The sequence below is a fragment of the Klebsiella grimontii genome, from assembly GCF_042137965.1.
Lineage (GTDB): Bacteria > Pseudomonadota > Gammaproteobacteria > Enterobacterales > Enterobacteriaceae > Klebsiella > Klebsiella grimontii.
In genome coordinates this window covers 3,258,513-3,273,428 of sequence record NZ_CP169721.1, presented here as the reverse complement: position 1 = coordinate 3,273,428, position 14,916 = coordinate 3,258,513, and the positions used below count along the sequence as shown (strand labels likewise).

The 14,916-nt window shown below is 54.5% G+C and carries 14 protein-coding genes; 11 read left to right on the top strand and 3 right to left on the bottom strand.

All coding sequences use genetic code 11. The features are described from left to right. The first annotated feature begins 8 nt into the window (after positions 1-8). The 4 genes from astE (at position 9) to ACE3MN_RS15415 (ending at position 4,604) form a co-directional block, all read left to right on the top strand. Positions 9-974 (top strand): succinylglutamate desuccinylase, encoded by a 966-nt coding sequence (astE, locus tag ACE3MN_RS15430; RefSeq protein WP_098363392.1) that lies wholly within the window; start codon positions 9-11, stop codon positions 972-974. Positions 975-1,323: 349 nt separating this feature from the next. Next, a complete protein-coding gene (gene spy / locus ACE3MN_RS15425) occupies positions 1,324-1,806 on the top strand; it encodes an ATP-independent periplasmic protein-refolding chaperone Spy (RefSeq protein WP_004138219.1) in 483 nt (160 codons plus the stop codon). A 208-nt stretch (positions 1,807-2,014) separates the two neighbouring features. Then, on the top strand, positions 2,015-2,557 hold the full coding sequence (locus ACE3MN_RS15420; RefSeq protein WP_004138218.1) for a LemA family protein: 543 nt from the start codon (positions 2,015-2,017) through the stop codon (positions 2,555-2,557). Between the two features lie 4 nt (positions 2,558-2,561). Further along, a complete protein-coding gene (locus ACE3MN_RS15415) occupies positions 2,562-4,604 on the top strand; it encodes a DUF2207 domain-containing protein (RefSeq protein WP_102650155.1) in 2,043 nt (680 codons plus the stop codon). Positions 4,605-4,638: 34 nt separating this feature from the next. Here the strand turns inward: ACE3MN_RS15415 and cho are convergent, their stop codons facing one another. Further along, positions 4,639-5,499 (bottom strand): excinuclease Cho, encoded by an 861-nt coding sequence (gene cho, locus ACE3MN_RS15410; protein ID WP_004138213.1) that lies wholly within the window; start codon positions 5,497-5,499, stop codon positions 4,639-4,641. 102 nt (positions 5,500-5,601) lie between these two features. Continuing rightward, positions 5,602-6,429 (bottom strand): ammonia-dependent NAD(+) synthetase, encoded by an 828-nt coding sequence (gene nadE / locus ACE3MN_RS15405; protein WP_024359442.1) that lies wholly within the window; start codon positions 6,427-6,429, stop codon positions 5,602-5,604. Between the two features lie 230 nt (positions 6,430-6,659). Here nadE and osmE point away from each other — a divergent pair, with 230 nt between their 5' ends. The 7 genes from osmE (at position 6,660) to chbG (ending at position 12,604) form a co-directional block, all read left to right on the top strand. Next, on the top strand, positions 6,660-6,998 hold the full coding sequence (gene osmE / locus ACE3MN_RS15400) for an osmotically-inducible lipoprotein OsmE (protein WP_004121344.1): 339 nt from the start codon (positions 6,660-6,662) through the stop codon (positions 6,996-6,998). Positions 6,999-7,283: 285 nt separating this feature from the next. Further along, positions 7,284-7,604 carry a PTS N,N'-diacetylchitobiose transporter subunit IIB gene (gene chbB / locus ACE3MN_RS15395; protein WP_004101340.1) on the top strand — a complete coding sequence of 107 codons (321 nt, stop codon included), beginning with the start codon at positions 7,284-7,286 and terminating at the stop codon, positions 7,602-7,604. Between the two features lie 168 nt (positions 7,605-7,772). After that, positions 7,773-9,131, top strand: coding sequence for a PTS N,N'-diacetylchitobiose transporter subunit IIC (gene chbC / locus ACE3MN_RS15390; RefSeq protein WP_004121341.1), 1,359 nt, complete (start codon positions 7,773-7,775; stop codon positions 9,129-9,131). 53 nt (positions 9,132-9,184) lie between these two features. Continuing rightward, a complete protein-coding gene (gene chbA / locus ACE3MN_RS15385) occupies positions 9,185-9,532 on the top strand; it encodes a PTS N,N'-diacetylchitobiose transporter subunit IIA (RefSeq protein WP_004138207.1) in 348 nt (115 codons plus the stop codon). Between the two features lie 27 nt (positions 9,533-9,559). Next, the gene (gene chbR / locus ACE3MN_RS15380) at positions 9,560-10,384 is read left to right on the top strand and encodes a transcriptional regulator ChbR (RefSeq protein ID WP_004138205.1); all 825 of its coding nucleotides are present in this window, start codon (positions 9,560-9,562) and stop codon (positions 10,382-10,384) included. Positions 10,385-10,486: 102 nt separating this feature from the next. Next, positions 10,487-11,833, top strand: coding sequence for a 6-phospho-beta-glucosidase (locus ACE3MN_RS15375; RefSeq protein WP_102650156.1), 1,347 nt, complete (start codon positions 10,487-10,489; stop codon positions 11,831-11,833). A gap of 12 nt (positions 11,834-11,845) precedes the next feature. Further along, positions 11,846-12,604, top strand: a complete 759-nt coding sequence (chbG, locus tag ACE3MN_RS15370) for a chitin disaccharide deacetylase (protein WP_004138201.1) — start codon at positions 11,846-11,848, stop codon at positions 12,602-12,604. A 40-nt stretch (positions 12,605-12,644) separates the two neighbouring features. On the opposite strand, the gene katE is transcribed toward chbG, so the two are convergent. Continuing rightward, on the bottom strand, positions 12,645-14,903 hold the full coding sequence (gene katE, locus ACE3MN_RS15365; protein ID WP_024359441.1) for a catalase HPII: 2,259 nt from the start codon (positions 14,901-14,903) through the stop codon (positions 12,645-12,647). Between the last annotated feature and the right edge of the window lie 13 nt (positions 14,904-14,916).

The following is a 14,916-nucleotide window of genomic DNA, read 5'->3' as shown; positions in this document are numbered from 1 at the left end:
GAGGCGTCGTGGACGACTTTCTGGCACTCACTCTGGCGGGGCGTTTGCCCCACCATTTTCATGGCCAAACCGCGCAGTTCCGCTGGCACTGGATTGACTGCGGCATTCTGCAGCTCGTTCCCCATGAGCCCTGCGATCGGTCGCTGGTTTTGTCATCCGGGCTTCACGGCAATGAAACCGCGCCGGTCGAAATCGCCGATCTCCTGCTGCGTCAGCTGTTTCGTGGGGAAACGCCGCTCCGCTGGCGGCTGCTGGTTATCTTCGGTAACCCTCAGGCGTTAAGGGCCAACAAGCGTTATCTGCATAGCGATATCAACCGGATGTTTGGCGAGCGCTGGCGGGCCTTTAGCGCCAGCGATGAAACCGTTCGCGCCCGGCAGCTGGAGCATGCCCTGGCGCGGTTTTATGCCGCGACGGCTGGCGAGCGCTGGCACCTGGATTTACATACCGCCATACGCGGTTCGCTGCATACCCGCTTTGGTGTTCTTCCGGCGAGAGAAAAACCATGGGATGAAGGTTTTTTGCGTTGGCTGGCGGCGGCAGGGCTGGAAGCGCTGGTGTTTCATCAGCAGCCTGGCGGGACCTTTACCCATTTCAGCAGCGAACGTTTCGGCGCGCTCTCCTGCACGCTGGAGCTCGGCAAGGCGCTACCTTTTGGCGATAACGATCTGCGCCTGTTTGCGGCCACCCAACGCGCGCTGTCGCTGCTGCTGGCGGGGGAGTTGACGCTGGAGGATGAGCACACGCCGCTGCGCTACAGGGTGGTACAGCAAATCACCCGCAGCAGCGACAGGTTCCAGCTGCATATGTCGGCGCAGACGCTGAACTTTACGCCGTTTTCGTCCGGAACGTTGCTTGCCGAGGATGGCGACACCCGCTACGTGGTGGAAGGGGAGCAAGAGTACGTTTTGTTTCCCAATCCCAGCGTCGCTTTCGGCCAGCGCGCCGGGCTGATGCTGCAGCGCTTCCAGTGAATCCGTCGCCCGTCCGGGCGGCGGCGTTTATTTCGGCGTTTATTTTTCCGCTGCCATCTTATTTTTTCGTGCTCTGCTCTTTGATTGCAGATTATTCCTGGTTAAATGCTTTGTTTTTAATCTCTGCTGATTTATAATCTTCATGATTTCCCACTAAAACAGTTGCTTATTTATTTTTTATTGCACTTACCTCCTCATTTTCCTTATTTTCTCCATAATTGGCGAGAAATTGTTTTTTACACTTTCAATGTTTTACGCTTGCTCTGATTAATTGACGATAAACGTCGTAAAGTTAATCTCGTCAACACGGCAACGCGCCGTAAGAATAACGCAAAGTAAGGATTGAACGATGAAGAAGATTACAGCACTGTTTGTTGCCTCTACTCTGGCTCTGGGCGCGGCTAACCTGGCCCACGCGGCTGACGCTACGGCTACCCCAACCGATAACGCTCCGATGATGCATCATAAGCGCGGACCTGGCGGCCCACACGAAATGATGTTTAAAGGTCTGAACCTGACCGAGGCGCAGAAAACGCAAATCCGCGACATCATGAAGAGCCAGCGCGACAATATGAAACGTCCATCCCTGGATGAGCGCCGCGCGATGCATGAACTGGTAGCCAGCGATACCTTCGATAAGGCGAAAGCGGAAGCGCAGATTGATAAGATGGAGGCCCAGCATAAAGAGATGGCGCTGGCGCGTCTGGAAACCCAGAACAAGATTTACAACATCCTGACGCCGGAACAGAAAAAACAGTTCAATGCGAATTTTGAGAAGCATCTGACAGATCGTAAAGCGCCGGAAGGTAAAATGCCTGCACCAGCTGAATAACTCAGCGCGCTGACTTAAGACCGCCGGTCTTGCCCAATAACGCCAACAGGCTTTGGGCAGGGCCGGCGGTTTTTTCTTTGTCTGCTAAAAATCCATCGTGAAACCTGATTTACCCGGCAGGGGCGAATGTGCCAGTATGAATGCCTTAACGATCGCCACGGACTCAAGTGTCCTGGTGTAAAGCCTATTCTGCTCATGGATCTTGCATATGGAAATGTATATCGGCCTCGCCGTCCTCGTTGTCGTCCTCATCTGGGTCGTAATGACCTATAACCGCTTTATCTCCCTGCGACGTTTCAAAGACGAAGCCTGGAGCGGCATTGCCGTACAGCTTAAGCGTCGCCACGACCTGGCGCCGAATCTGCTGAGCCTGGTGAAACGCTACGCGCAGCATGAAAAAGAACTGCTGGAAGAGATTTCCCGCCAGCGTGGCGAACTGGTCGGCAGTACCCGACAGATCGCCGACAACGAGCGCCAGTACTCTGGCACGCTAGGGCGCGTTTTCGCGCTTGGCGAAGCGTACCCGGAACTTAAAGCCAGCGAAAACTACCTTGCCTTACAACAATCGCTCAATGAAATAGAAGAGCAGCTGCAGATGGCTCGCCGCTACTTCAATGGCACGGTGCGCGATTTCAATATTCTGGTCGAGTCTTTCCCTAGCCTGCTGCTGGCGCGGTTATTTAATTTTAAAGCAGAAGCTTTCTTTGAACTGGACTCACCGGAAGAAGCTAAATCACCACGGATGGCGTGATTAAATGGCGAATTTACTTTTTCAGGGGGGGCGCACCCTCGTCCTGCTGCTGCTTTTGAACATCAGTGCGGCTTTTGCCGCCGACGACATGATCATCATCAAGGATGCCTCCCAGCTTCCCGCTGACGCTATTCCAGCGTATGAACATATCCTCTCTTTCGATGCTCGGGCGCGCTTTAACCCGGACGGTAGTATGGAGATGCGAGAAAATATCAAAGTACTTTCTCTGGGCAGGCAGATTCGGCGGGGGATTTTCCGTACGCTGCCGCTGACCTGGAACCGTCAGGACGGCAAGATCTTTCGCGTGTATTACGCGATCGAGTTGGTGTCGCGCGATGGCGTGCCTGAGCCTTTTAGCCTTGACGAAGCAGAAAAAAAACTGACGGTACGCATTGGCAGCGGCGAACGGGTCCTGAAACCCGGGATCTATAACTACGAAATTCGCTATCAAATCAGCAACCATTTCAGCCGCTTCCCCGAGTGGGATGAGCTTTACTGGAACGTGACGGGCAACGACTGGGCGTGGCCTATCAGCAAGGCCAGCTTTCATCTTGAACTCCCGGACGCCGTTGGAAATCTCAACGCTGACGCTAAGGACGCCAGACTGCGATCGCTTGATGTTTATACCGGTGTCGCAGGGGCGAAAGAACACAATGCGCAAGTTCTTCCTGACGGTAGCGTCCGCACCCTGCGGCCTCTGGCGCGGGGGGAGGGGCTGACCGTGGTCTATACCTGGCCTCGGTCGATCCTTGCCGACGCTCCGGCGCCGGAGGCCGCTTTGCCGCTGGTACATCTCCTTATCCCCACCTTAAAAACCGGCGTGGTCTGGCTACCTTTGCTGCTTATGGCCGCTTATTACCTGATGTGGTGGCGAAAAAACGTCACCAAAGCCGGGCTAAAAATGCCGCCGGTCGTTGCGCTTTATTCGCTGCCCCCCGGCATGTCTCCGGGATACCTGCGTTTTATCACCCGGCGTAAATATGATGATGTGGCTTTTAGTAGCGATTTATTAGCGCTGGTGGCTAAACGCGGAATGGCGGTCAGCGGGGACAGTCATCACACTCATAACCCGTGGCTTGCTGACTCCGGCGTAAAACAGCGGTTAACCCGTTTGCCCGTTGAGGGAAACAGGCGATTAAACAGTGATGACCTGAAGCTGTTAAGCACGCTTTTTAAAGATAAACAAAAGAATATCGATCTCAGCAAGGCCCATCAACGCCCCATGCAAAATGCGCGTGAACAGCTGGAGAAACGTTGTGTGGCGCAGCGGACTAAGGTGTTTCGCAAGTGGGGGCAGCCGCTGCGGCGCTGCATCTATATCGCGCTGCTGGTGCCGGTGGTTTGCGGCATTTGGGTTAATACGCAGGCCGCGCTGCTGACGATACCGGCCGCGGTTTTTATGCTGATTGGCGGAGCGATGCTCACCTGTTTGCTGCGCTTTATATGCCGCCCACGGGAAATGTGGCGTGCCTGGGGGCCGGTACCGCTCTTTTTATTGGCGTTCTTCGGCCCCTTCGCGACGCTGGGAGGCGGGATTTTTCTCTTTGGTATACTGCCCATCACCCAGCTTCCGTCAGGATACATTGGCGCGCTTATGGCCGCGTTCGCGCTGTGCGTTTTCGTTGCCTGGAAAACGCCTCGCTATACGCAGCACGGGCTTGATGAACTGGCTATCGCGAAAGGATTGATGCTCTATCTGGGCACCGCCGAAAAGCATCGTTATCAGATTATCTATCCGCCTGAGCAGATGATTTCCCATTTTGAAGCGCTGCTGCCGGTTGCCCTGGCGCTGGACGTAGGGAAAACATGGGCAAATACCTTTGCCCACTACCTGAGTAGTACAGGCGCCATGTCGCATGCGTTTGCCGCCGCCGATTGGGGAAGCGTCGAACACTTCAGCGAAGCCTGCCGAACCGCCTCTATGTCAACGCCGGATAGCGGTTCAGGGAGCGGTTCATCATCAGGTTCAGGTTATAGCGGATCCGGTTCCTCTGGAGGTGGTTCATCCGGAGGCGGCTCGGGCGGGGGCGGCGGGGGCGGCTGGTAATTGCCCCGATAGCGAATCGGGGCTTACATTCGCTTCACAGGGGATGGAGCTTATAGCGGCCGCTGAGCAGCGGCTTGCACAATATTTTATAACCGTCATGGTCAAATTTGGCCGACAGGCGCGTGAGCGATGATGCCTGTGACAGGGACGCTACCGCGCCGAGCCACAGCCAGTTTTGAATAATGTGGTATTGCGTCATATCATCGCTGCTCTCTTCCAGCGCGATCGCTCCGGCCCACGGCCAGCACACTAGCTGCATCTTTTGCATGTTCTCGCGCAGCCGCTGATGGTGCGTTTCAACGCTCTCTTTCCCGCAGCAGGCCCCCGCGCAGCGGCCCAGGGCGGAGCGAAAGCAGGCGCGCCCGCGGTTGAGCGGTTCAAGGCCCATTAATCCGTAACAAAGGCGATGCTCATCGGCGATTTTTTGCAGCGCCTGCAGCGCCGCGCGGCGATTTGCAAACAGGCCATAGAGATCGCTTTGCTGTGAGAAATCCAGCTCGCTGGCGTAAACCACCTGAGGACGGTCGTCAGCAAGGCGTAATGAGCACAGCTGCCTGTTTTGCCGCAGTCGTTTATTGAATAGCGGCTGCTGTTCTTTAATCAGCTGCGCTTCTAATAACAGCGCGCCGAGTTCGCCAGCCGTCCGCTGCCAGGTAATACGCCGCGCCTGGCGCAGCATGGCCGCTTCGTCGGGCGTGCGCAGATGCGACAGCACCCGGCTGCGGATGTTCACGCTTTTACCAATATACAGCGGCAGGGTGTCGCTTTCGCCGTGGAAGAGATAGACGCCCGGCTGTTTAGGCAGCGCCTCAAGCCACGGACGCAGATGTTCGGGATACGCATAAATTGCCGCCGCTTCAAATTCGAGACGCGGGGCGGATTGCCTTCTTGCCACTTTTGCTCCTGATGCTGTTTATTTATCCAGTATAGCAGCCGGAGGGAGAGGCGAAAAGGATAAAAAATCGCCCCGAGGCGTCGGGGCGAGGGGAGAGGGGGATTACTTTTTCCAGAAGTCGTCGAAGACGGTAATCGGCGGTCTGCGTTTATGTTCGGTTTTCAGATACCAGCCCTCAATCGTTTTCGCGATTTTCTCGTCCAGCGTTTTGCCTTCCAGATAGTCATCGATATTTTCGTAGGTCACGCCCAGCGCCACTTCGTCGGGCAGTGAAGGGCGGTCGTCCTCCAGATCGGCGGTCGGCAGCTTTTTATACAGATGCTCCGGACAGCCTAAATGGGCCAGCAGCTGTTTGCCCTGGCGTTTGTTGAGGCGAAAGATGGGGTTAATATCGGTACCGCCGTCGCCGTATTTGGTGAAGAACCCGGTGATCGCTTCCGCCGCATGGTCGGTGCCTACCACTACGCCGTGGGTCATTCCGGCGATGCTGTACTGCGCCTTCATGCGTTCGCGGGCTTTTTCATTACCGCGAACAAAGTCGCTAAGTTCGATCCCGGCCTCGCGCAGCGCCTGCTCGCTGGCCAGCACGGCGCCCTTAATATTGACCGTTAATACGCGATCCGGCTGAATAAATGCGATAGCGTCCTGGCAGTCCTGTTCATCCGCCTGCACGCCGTACGGGAGGCGCACGGCAATAAACTGCAGGCTGCTGTCGCCGGTTTCGGCGCGCAGTTCGTTGATGGCCAACTGACACAATTTACCGGTGAGCGTAGAGTCCTGGCCGCCGCTGATGCCGAGGACCAGCGATTTAATAAAGGGGTATTTTTGCAGGTAGGACTTCAAAAAATCTACGCTGCGGCGTATCTCGGCTTCGACATCGATCTGGGGTTTTGCGCCCAGCGCCTGAATAATCTCTTGTTGTAGCGTCATTGCGCCCTCCGGGAAGTAAATCTGTTTGCCAATCAGCAGAGGTTTAACCTACCTCTTTGCCGGTAAAACGACAAGGATCACAATTTTGAGTGAAGCAAAAGCAGGCAACCGCAACAAGAGGGGATTTATTATTGGAAAGCTCTTAATTTCGTTTCATTTCCACCTTCGGCTTGAAAAATAACGATATTTATTCCAGGCTTATTAACACGCCAAAAAAAAGAGGACGGAACATGAACAAGCATTTTGCAGGATTTCTGGGCGCAGCAGCTGTATTGACCATGCTGGCAGGCTGTACGGCCTATGACCGTACCAAAGATCAGTTCACTCAACCGGTGGTCAAAGACGTTAAAAAAGGCATGAGCCGCGCCCAGGTTGCGCAGATTGCCGGTAAACCTTCATCAGAAGTTACCATGATCCACGCGCGCGGTACCTGCCAGACATACATCCTGGGTCAACGCGATGGTAAAATTGAAACCTACTTTGTCGCCCTGGACGATACTGGCCACGTGATAAATTCCGGTTATCAGACCTGCGCCGAGTACGATACCGATCCGCGCAACAGTAAGTAATACCCCAGCCGTAACGCTGATTTCTACGTAAGCCCGACCATTGGTCGGGCTTTTTTGTGAACTCTGATGCTTATTTAATTGCGCGAATTATTTGAGGGAAATGTGAAGGCAGTCAAAACGCGAGGTCAATGAGAGACAATTCTGTTCAAGGAGGAATTATCCTGGCGCTGAACGATGCCGTATACTCAATGCATAAACAATACTAATTCAAAGAAACATCTCTTACCGCCTCTCAGGCATCCATGATGCCGGGAGGACCGGGTCACACAAATTGAGGAAGCGTTCATGGAAAAGAAACATATCTACCTGTTCTGTTCTGCTGGGATGTCGACATCACTGCTGGTATCGAAAATGCGCGCCCAGGCCGAGAAGTATGAAGTGCCGGTGATTATTGAAGCATTTCCGGAGACCCTGGCCGGTGAAAAAGGTCCTGATGCCGATGTCGTATTATTAGGCCCACAAATTTCCTATATGTTGCCGGATATTCAGCGTTTACTACCCAATAAACCCGTAGAAGTCATTGATTCTGTTTTGTACGGTAAGATCGATGGATTAGGTGTTCTGAAAGCGGCCGTTGCGGCCATTAAGAAAGCTGCTGCACAATAATTTTTATTTTAAAACTCGACATATTTCGGATAGCAGCGGTTAAAATTTCGTGAGGGTGTGTTTTAGCTGTTTGCTGTCCGAAATACCCAGAGTTTATTTTCCCGTCAAAGAGTAATTTCATCTATCATTGCCGCAATGATTATATTGCGGCCTTAAAGGGTATTTATTATGAGTAAAGTGATTGACTCGCTTGAAAAGGTACTCCTTCCTTTTGCCGTCAAAATAGGAAGGCAGCCCCACGTCAACGCAATTAAAAACGGCTTTATTAAGTTAATGCCATTGACGCTAGCTGGGGCAATGTTTGTTTTAATTAACAACGTATTTTTGAGTTTCGGCGACGGCTCCTTCTTTTATTCAATGGGTATCCGTCTGGATGCCTCCACCATAGAAACGCTCAACGGTTTTAAAGCTATTGGCGGTAACGTTTATAACGGTACGCTCGGCATTATGTCGCTAATGGCGCCTTTCTTCATCGGTTCCGCGTTAGCTGAAGAGCGTAAAGTGGACCCGATGGCCGCCGGTTTATTGGCCGTGGCGGCATTTATGACCGTCACGCCTTATAGCGTCGGTGAAGCCTACGCCGTTGGCGCTAACTGGTTAGGCGGCGCCAATATTATTTCCGGTATTGTGATCGGTCTGGTCGTTGCCGAGATGTTCACCTTTATCGTACATCGCAATTGGGTGATTACGCTGCCGTCCAGCGTGCCGGCTTCGGTTTCCCGTTCATTCTCGGCGGTTATCCCGGCATTCATTATCCTCTCGATAATGGGGATTATCTCCTGGGCGTTGACCCACTGGGGGACTAACTTCCACCAGATCATCATGGACACGATCTCCACGCCGCTGGCCTCAATGGGCGCCGTCGTAGGCTGGGCATACGTTATTTTCACCTCGCTGCTGTGGTTCTTCGGCGTACACGGGTCGCTGGCGCTGTCGGCGCTGGATAGCGGGATCATGACGCCGTGGGCGCTGGAAAACATCGCAACCTACCAGCAGTACGGTTCCGTCGAGGCCGCGCTGGCCGCGGGTAAGAGCTTCCATATGTGGGCCAAGCCGATGCTTGATTCCTACATCTTCCTTGGTGGTACCGGCGCGACTCTGGGCTTAATCATCGCCATCTTTATCGCTTCACGTCGTGAGGATCATCGTCAGGTGGCCAAACTGGCGCTGCCATCAGGCATCTTCCAGATTAACGAACCCATCCTGTTCGGCCTGCCGATTATTATGAACCCGGTGATGTTTATCCCGTTCATTCTGATTCAGCCTCTGCTGGCGGCCATCACCATGACGGCTTACACCCTGGGCATCATCCCGCCGATTACCAATATCGCGCCGTGGACCATGCCGACCGGTTTAGGCGCCTTCTTTAACACCAACGGTAGCGTCGCGGCCCTGCTGCTGGCCCTGTTTAACCTTGCCGTATCCACCCTGGTCTACCTGCCGTTTGTGGTGATCTCTAACAAAGCGCAGGGCGTTATTGAGCAGGAAGAGAGCGAAGAAGATATCGCTAACGCACTGAAATTCTAATATTAAGCGGTACGGGAGGTTTCCCGTACCGTCCAGGAAATAAGGGAGTCATTATGTTTGATCTGGATAACATCGCAGCAGAAGAGAGCGCGGTAAACGACCTCGAAGAGGTGGTGATGGGGCTGATTATCAACTCCGGACAAGCGCGTAGCCTGGCTTATGCCGCGCTGAAGCAGGCAAAGCAGGGAGATTTCGCGGCGGCCAAAGCGATGATGGAACAGTCGCGCATGGCGCTGAGCGAAGCGCACCTTGTGCAGACGCAGCTGATTGAGAGCGATGAGGGCGAGGGCAAAATGAAGGTGAGTCTGGTGCTGGTTCATGCGCAGGATCATCTGATGACCTCAATGCTGGCTCGTGAGCTGGTTGCCGAATTGATTGAGCTGCACGAGAAGGTACAATAGGTCATCGACACGATGAGGCAGCCAAAGATGATGACCACTGAAATCAGTACCGCCCGGGAGCAACAACTCTTTAACGGCAAGAACTTTCATGTGGTCATCTACAACAAAACGGAGAGCGTAAGCGGGCTTCACCAGCATGATTACTACGAATACACCATCGTTTTAACCGGGCGCTATTATCAGGTTATTAATGGCAAGCGGGTGCTGCTGGAGCGCGGGGATTTTGTCTTTATCCCAATGGGGTCGCATCACCAGAGTTTTTATGAATTTGGCGCGACGCGCATTCTTAACGTCGGTATCAGCAAAAGTTTCTTTGAGAAACACTATCTGCCGCTGCTGCCGTTTGGTCTCGTCGCCTCTCAGGTCTATGCCGTTAAAAGTACTTTTCTCAGTTATATTGAGTCGGTTATTGCATCACTGAATTTTCGCGAAACTGAATTTGACGAATTTATCGAACTGGTGTCTTTTTACACCCTGAATCGTTTGCGGCACTATCGTGAAGAGCCTACCGAAGATGTTATTCCGCAGTGGTTGAAAAATACCGTCGAGGGTATGCACGATAAGCTTAAATTTGGCGAGGGGGCGCTGGAAAATATGGTTGAGCTTTCCGGTAAAACGCAGGAGTACTTAACCCGCGCAACCCAGCGATATTATGGCAAAACGCCGATGCAGATGATTAACGATATTCGCATCAACTTCGCGAAGAAACAGTTAGAGATAACCAACTACTCGGTGACCGATATCGCCTATGAGTCGGGGTACAGTAGCCCAAGTCTGTTTATTAAAACATTCAAGAAGCTGACTTCCTTTACCCCCAGCAGCTATCGGAAACACCTCACCAGTATTAATTAACCGGGCGCGGAATAGTCCGCGCGGTCTAAATATTCAAATTAACTGTCCGTATTTACGCGGAGAGCGGGTGCCGCATATGCGCTATCCGCAAGGGAGAAAATAATGAGCCAGAAATTGAAAGTAGTGACAATCGGCGGCGGCAGCAGCTATACCCCGGAATTACTGGAAGGATTCCTGAAGCGTTATCATGAACTGCCAATTAGCGAACTGTGGCTGGTGGATGTCGCTGAAGGGCAGGAAAAGCTCGATATTATCCACGCGCTGTGCCAGCGCATGGTGGAAAAAGCCGGCGTTCCGATGAAAGTCTACAAGACCCTGGATCGCCGCGCGGCGCTGGCAGGCGCCGATTTCGTCACCACCCAGCTGCGCGTTGGCCAGCTTAAGGCGCGCGAGAAGGACGAGCGTATCCCGCTGAGCCACGGCTATTTAGGCCAGGAAACCAACGGCGCGGGCGGATTGTTTAAAGGTCTGCGCACCATTCCGGTCATTTTTGACATTGTGAAAGATGTTCAGGAAGTCTGTCCGAACGCCTGGGTGATTAACTTTACCAACCCGGCGGGCATGGTAACCGAAGCGGTGTATCGGCATACCGGCTTTAAGCGCTTTATCGGCGTGTGCAATATTCCTATCGGCATGAAGATGTTTATCACCGACGTGCTGAAGCTGGCTCCGAGCGATGAGCTCAATATCGATCTGTTTGGTCTCAACCATCTGGTGTTTGTTCGCGATGTGCTGGTCAACGGCGTTTCACGCTTTGACGAGCTGCTTGACGGCGTAGCGTCGGGTCGATTGAGCGCAAACTCGGTGAAAAATATCTTTGATTTGCCGTTTAGCGAAGGGCTGCTCCGGTCGCTGCGCCTGATCCCTTGCTCCTATCTGCTCTACTACTTTAAGCCAAAAGAGATGCTGGCGATTGAAATGGGCGAGTACTACAAAGGCGGCGCGCGCGCGCAGGTAGTGCAGAAAGTTGAGAAACAGCTTTTCGAGCTCTATAAGGATCCGGATCTGAACGTGAAACCGAAAGAGCTGGAGCAGCGCGGCGGGGCCTATTACTCCGACGCCGCCTGTGAAGTGATTAACGCCATTTACAATGATAAGCAGGCCGAGCATTACGTTAACGTGCCGCATCACGGCCACGTCGATAATATCCCGGCCGACTGGGCGGTAGAGATGACCTGTACGCTGGGTCGCGATGGCGCCAAACCGACGCCGCGCATTACGCACTTCGATGAGAAGGTGCTGGGTCTGATTTACACCATTAAAGGTTTTGAAGTCGCGGCAAGCGAAGCGGCTATCAGCGGTAAACTGGACGATGTGCTGCTGGCGCTTAATCTAAGCCCGCTGATCCACTCCGATCGCGATGCTGAAAAGCTGGCGCGGGAGATGATCCTCGCGCACGAGCAGTGGCTGCCAAACTTTGCGGCGACTATCGAAAAACTGAAACAGTAACGGGAGCGGCTCATGGAACGCGTGTTAATCGTCAATGCTGATGATTTTGGCCTCAGCAGGGGGCAAAACTACGGCATTATCGAAGCTTGCAAGAACGGTGTGGTCACCTCCACGACGGCGCTGGTCAACGGCGCGGCGATTAGCCACGCTGCCCAGCTTAGCCGCTGCGTCCCCGAACTGGCGGTGGGGATGCATTTTGTCCTGACGCTGGGCGAACCGCTATCGGCGATGCCGGGGCTAACCCGCGAAGGGCGTCTCGGTAAGTGGATTTGGCAGATGGCGGAAGAGGACAGCCTGCCGCTGGACGAAATCGCCCACGAACTGGAGCAGCAGTATCAGCGCTTTGTCGAGCTGTTTGGCCATGAACCGACGCATATCGACAGCCATCACCATGTGCATATGATCGCGCAGATCTACCCCATCGTCGCGGCGTTCGCCCGCGAGAAGGGCGTGGCGCTGCGGATCGACCGCCAGCTGGCGACGCTGTCAGGCCTGGCGCAGGATGCGGCGCGCAGCAGCGAAGGGTTCGCCAGCGAGTTTTACGGGGAAGGGGTTTCGGAAGCGCTGTTTCTGCAAACCCTGGATGCCTCTATCCGCCGCGGTGAGACGTCGCTGGAGGTAATGTGCCATCCGGCGTTCGTGGATAACACGATTATGGGCAGCGCCTATTGCTATCCGCGTCTGACCGAGCTGGATGTGCTGACGAGCGAGTCGCTAAAATCGGCGATTACCGAGCGCGGTTACCGGCTCGGAACCTATCGCGATGTATAAAGGCAAGTCAAAAGCCCGGCATTTCTGCCGGGCATCTTTTTTATGCCGGGATCGCGGCGATTTTGGCGCTTCTTGACCACACCCGATGCGCCGCCATCAGGGTAATCAGCTCATCCAGCGCCTGGCTATCAATGGCATCCGTCTCAACAACGCCTTCTTCACCCTGGCTGGCAATCTGCAGTGGCGCTTTACACTGCCGGGCATCGCCTGCCAGAAGAATCGGTTTCAGGTGTTTGTAGGCTTCCAGCAGGTAATAGTGGAAATCGCCGTTGTTGCTCAGGCTTTGCAGATCGCCGCCGGGAACGATAACCGCATCGACGGTTAACGAGGGCGACCCGGCAAAGGTTCCGGCCACCGGCAGCTCGCTACCGTCATCGGCCTTCACTTTACCCATTCGGGAATAGAGCAGTTTGGCATGTACTCCGTGCGCCTTCAGCGTCTTCAGCAGCGCCAGCAGCTCTTTCGCGACCGGCCGATCGTTAAGCAGTACCGCTACCACCCGGCCTTTAACGTCGCCGCTGGGAATGGCGTACAGGCTTAAGGTCGGATCTTTCTTCAGGCCGTTAACATCCGGCGGCGGGGTGATGCTGCGCTGCTCGTCGGTGAGCTCAATCCCCAGATTTTTGCCCACCGCCTGAGCCAGCTGCAGGTCGATATGCGCCAGCTGATCGACCACCCGCTCGCGGATCCACTCCCTGACGACCTTGCTCAGTTCGAAACTAAAGCCGTCGATAATATGCTGCTGCTCAATAGGCGTCTGGCTACGCCAGAACAGCAGGGGATGAGAGTAGTACTCGCCAAACGAGGGGCTGCGCTGGCGAATTTTTTCTCCGTCAACCCGCTCGGCATAGGATTCAAAGCCGCCGCGTTTAGCGGCCGGCGGCGTCTCCCGCGGCCAGTTATCGTTAATGGAGTTGGGCTCGTAGTTTGCCGGGTTGGTATCAATATCCATCCGGTGCATGCCGTCGCGCTGGAAGTTATGGTACGGGCAGGTGGGCTTATTGATCGGGATTTCATGGAAATTCGGCCCGCCGAGGCGGCTAATCTGCGTATCGGTATAGGAGAAGAGTCGGCCCTGAAGCAGCGGGTCGTTGCTGAAGTCTATCCCCGGAACGATATGCCCAGGATGGAACGCCGCCTGTTCGTTTTCGGCAAAAAAGTTATCCGGGTTGCGATTGAGGACCATCTTACCGACGCGCTGCACCGGGACCAGCGCTTCCGGAATCAGCTTGGTGGGATCCAACAGATCGAAATCAAAAGCAAACTCGTCCTCTTCCGGGATCAGCTGTAAGCCCAGTTCGTACTCAGGATAATCGCCGGCTTCAATTGCTTCCCATAAATCACGGCGGTGGAAATCAGGATCGCGACCGGTCAGCTTTTGCGACTCGTCCCAAACCAGAGACGCTTTGCCTGCCACGGGTTTCCAGTGAAAACGTACGAAGGTGGCTTTGCCTTGCGCGTTAATCAGGCGGAAGGTGTGGATGCCGAAGCCCTCCATCGTGCGGTAGCTGCGGGGCAGTCCGCGGTCGGACATCGCCCACATCACGTTATGCAGCGTTTCCGGCTGTAGCGAGACATAATCCCAGAACGTGTCGTGCGCGCTTTGCCCCTGCGGGACGGCCCAGTGTGGCTCAGGTTTCACCGCATGAACAAAATCAGGGAATTTGAGCGCATCCTGGATAAAAAAGATCGGCGTATTGTTGCCGACCAGGTCGAAAATCCCTTCGTCGGTATAAAACTTGGTGGCAAAACCGCGGATGTCGCGGACCGTATCGGCGGAGCCTGCGCCGCCCTGAACGGTTGAAAAGCGGACGAAGACCGGCGTTTTTTTCTCCGGGCTGGAGAGGAAATCGGCTTTGGTGATGTCGCTTAAATCGCTGTACGCCTGGAAATAGCCGTGCGCAGCGGAGCCGCGGGCATGGACGATCCTTTCCGGAATGCGCTCGTGGTCGAAGTGGGTGATTTTTTCACGCAGGATAAAATCTTCCAGCAGCGTGGGGCCGCGTTTACCCGCGCGCAGCGAGTTTTGATCGTCAGCGATGCGAACGCCCTGGTTGGTGGTGAGGGCAAAATCCTCACCGCCTTTGCGATGCTTTTCGAGGGCATCAAGCTTTTCGCTGTGCGTATCCGGGGCTTTCATACTGCCCGGCGCGGTCGGCTCTTCGCCTGGGGCGGTGGGATGCGGCGTGGGCCGCCAGTTCTGGTCTTCGGGGGCCAGGGCATCCAGACCAGGTTTTGCTTCCCGGTCATCGTGAACCGGTGATTGATGGGGTTGTGGGTTAGGGTGTTTATCAGACATTGCGTGCTCCTGC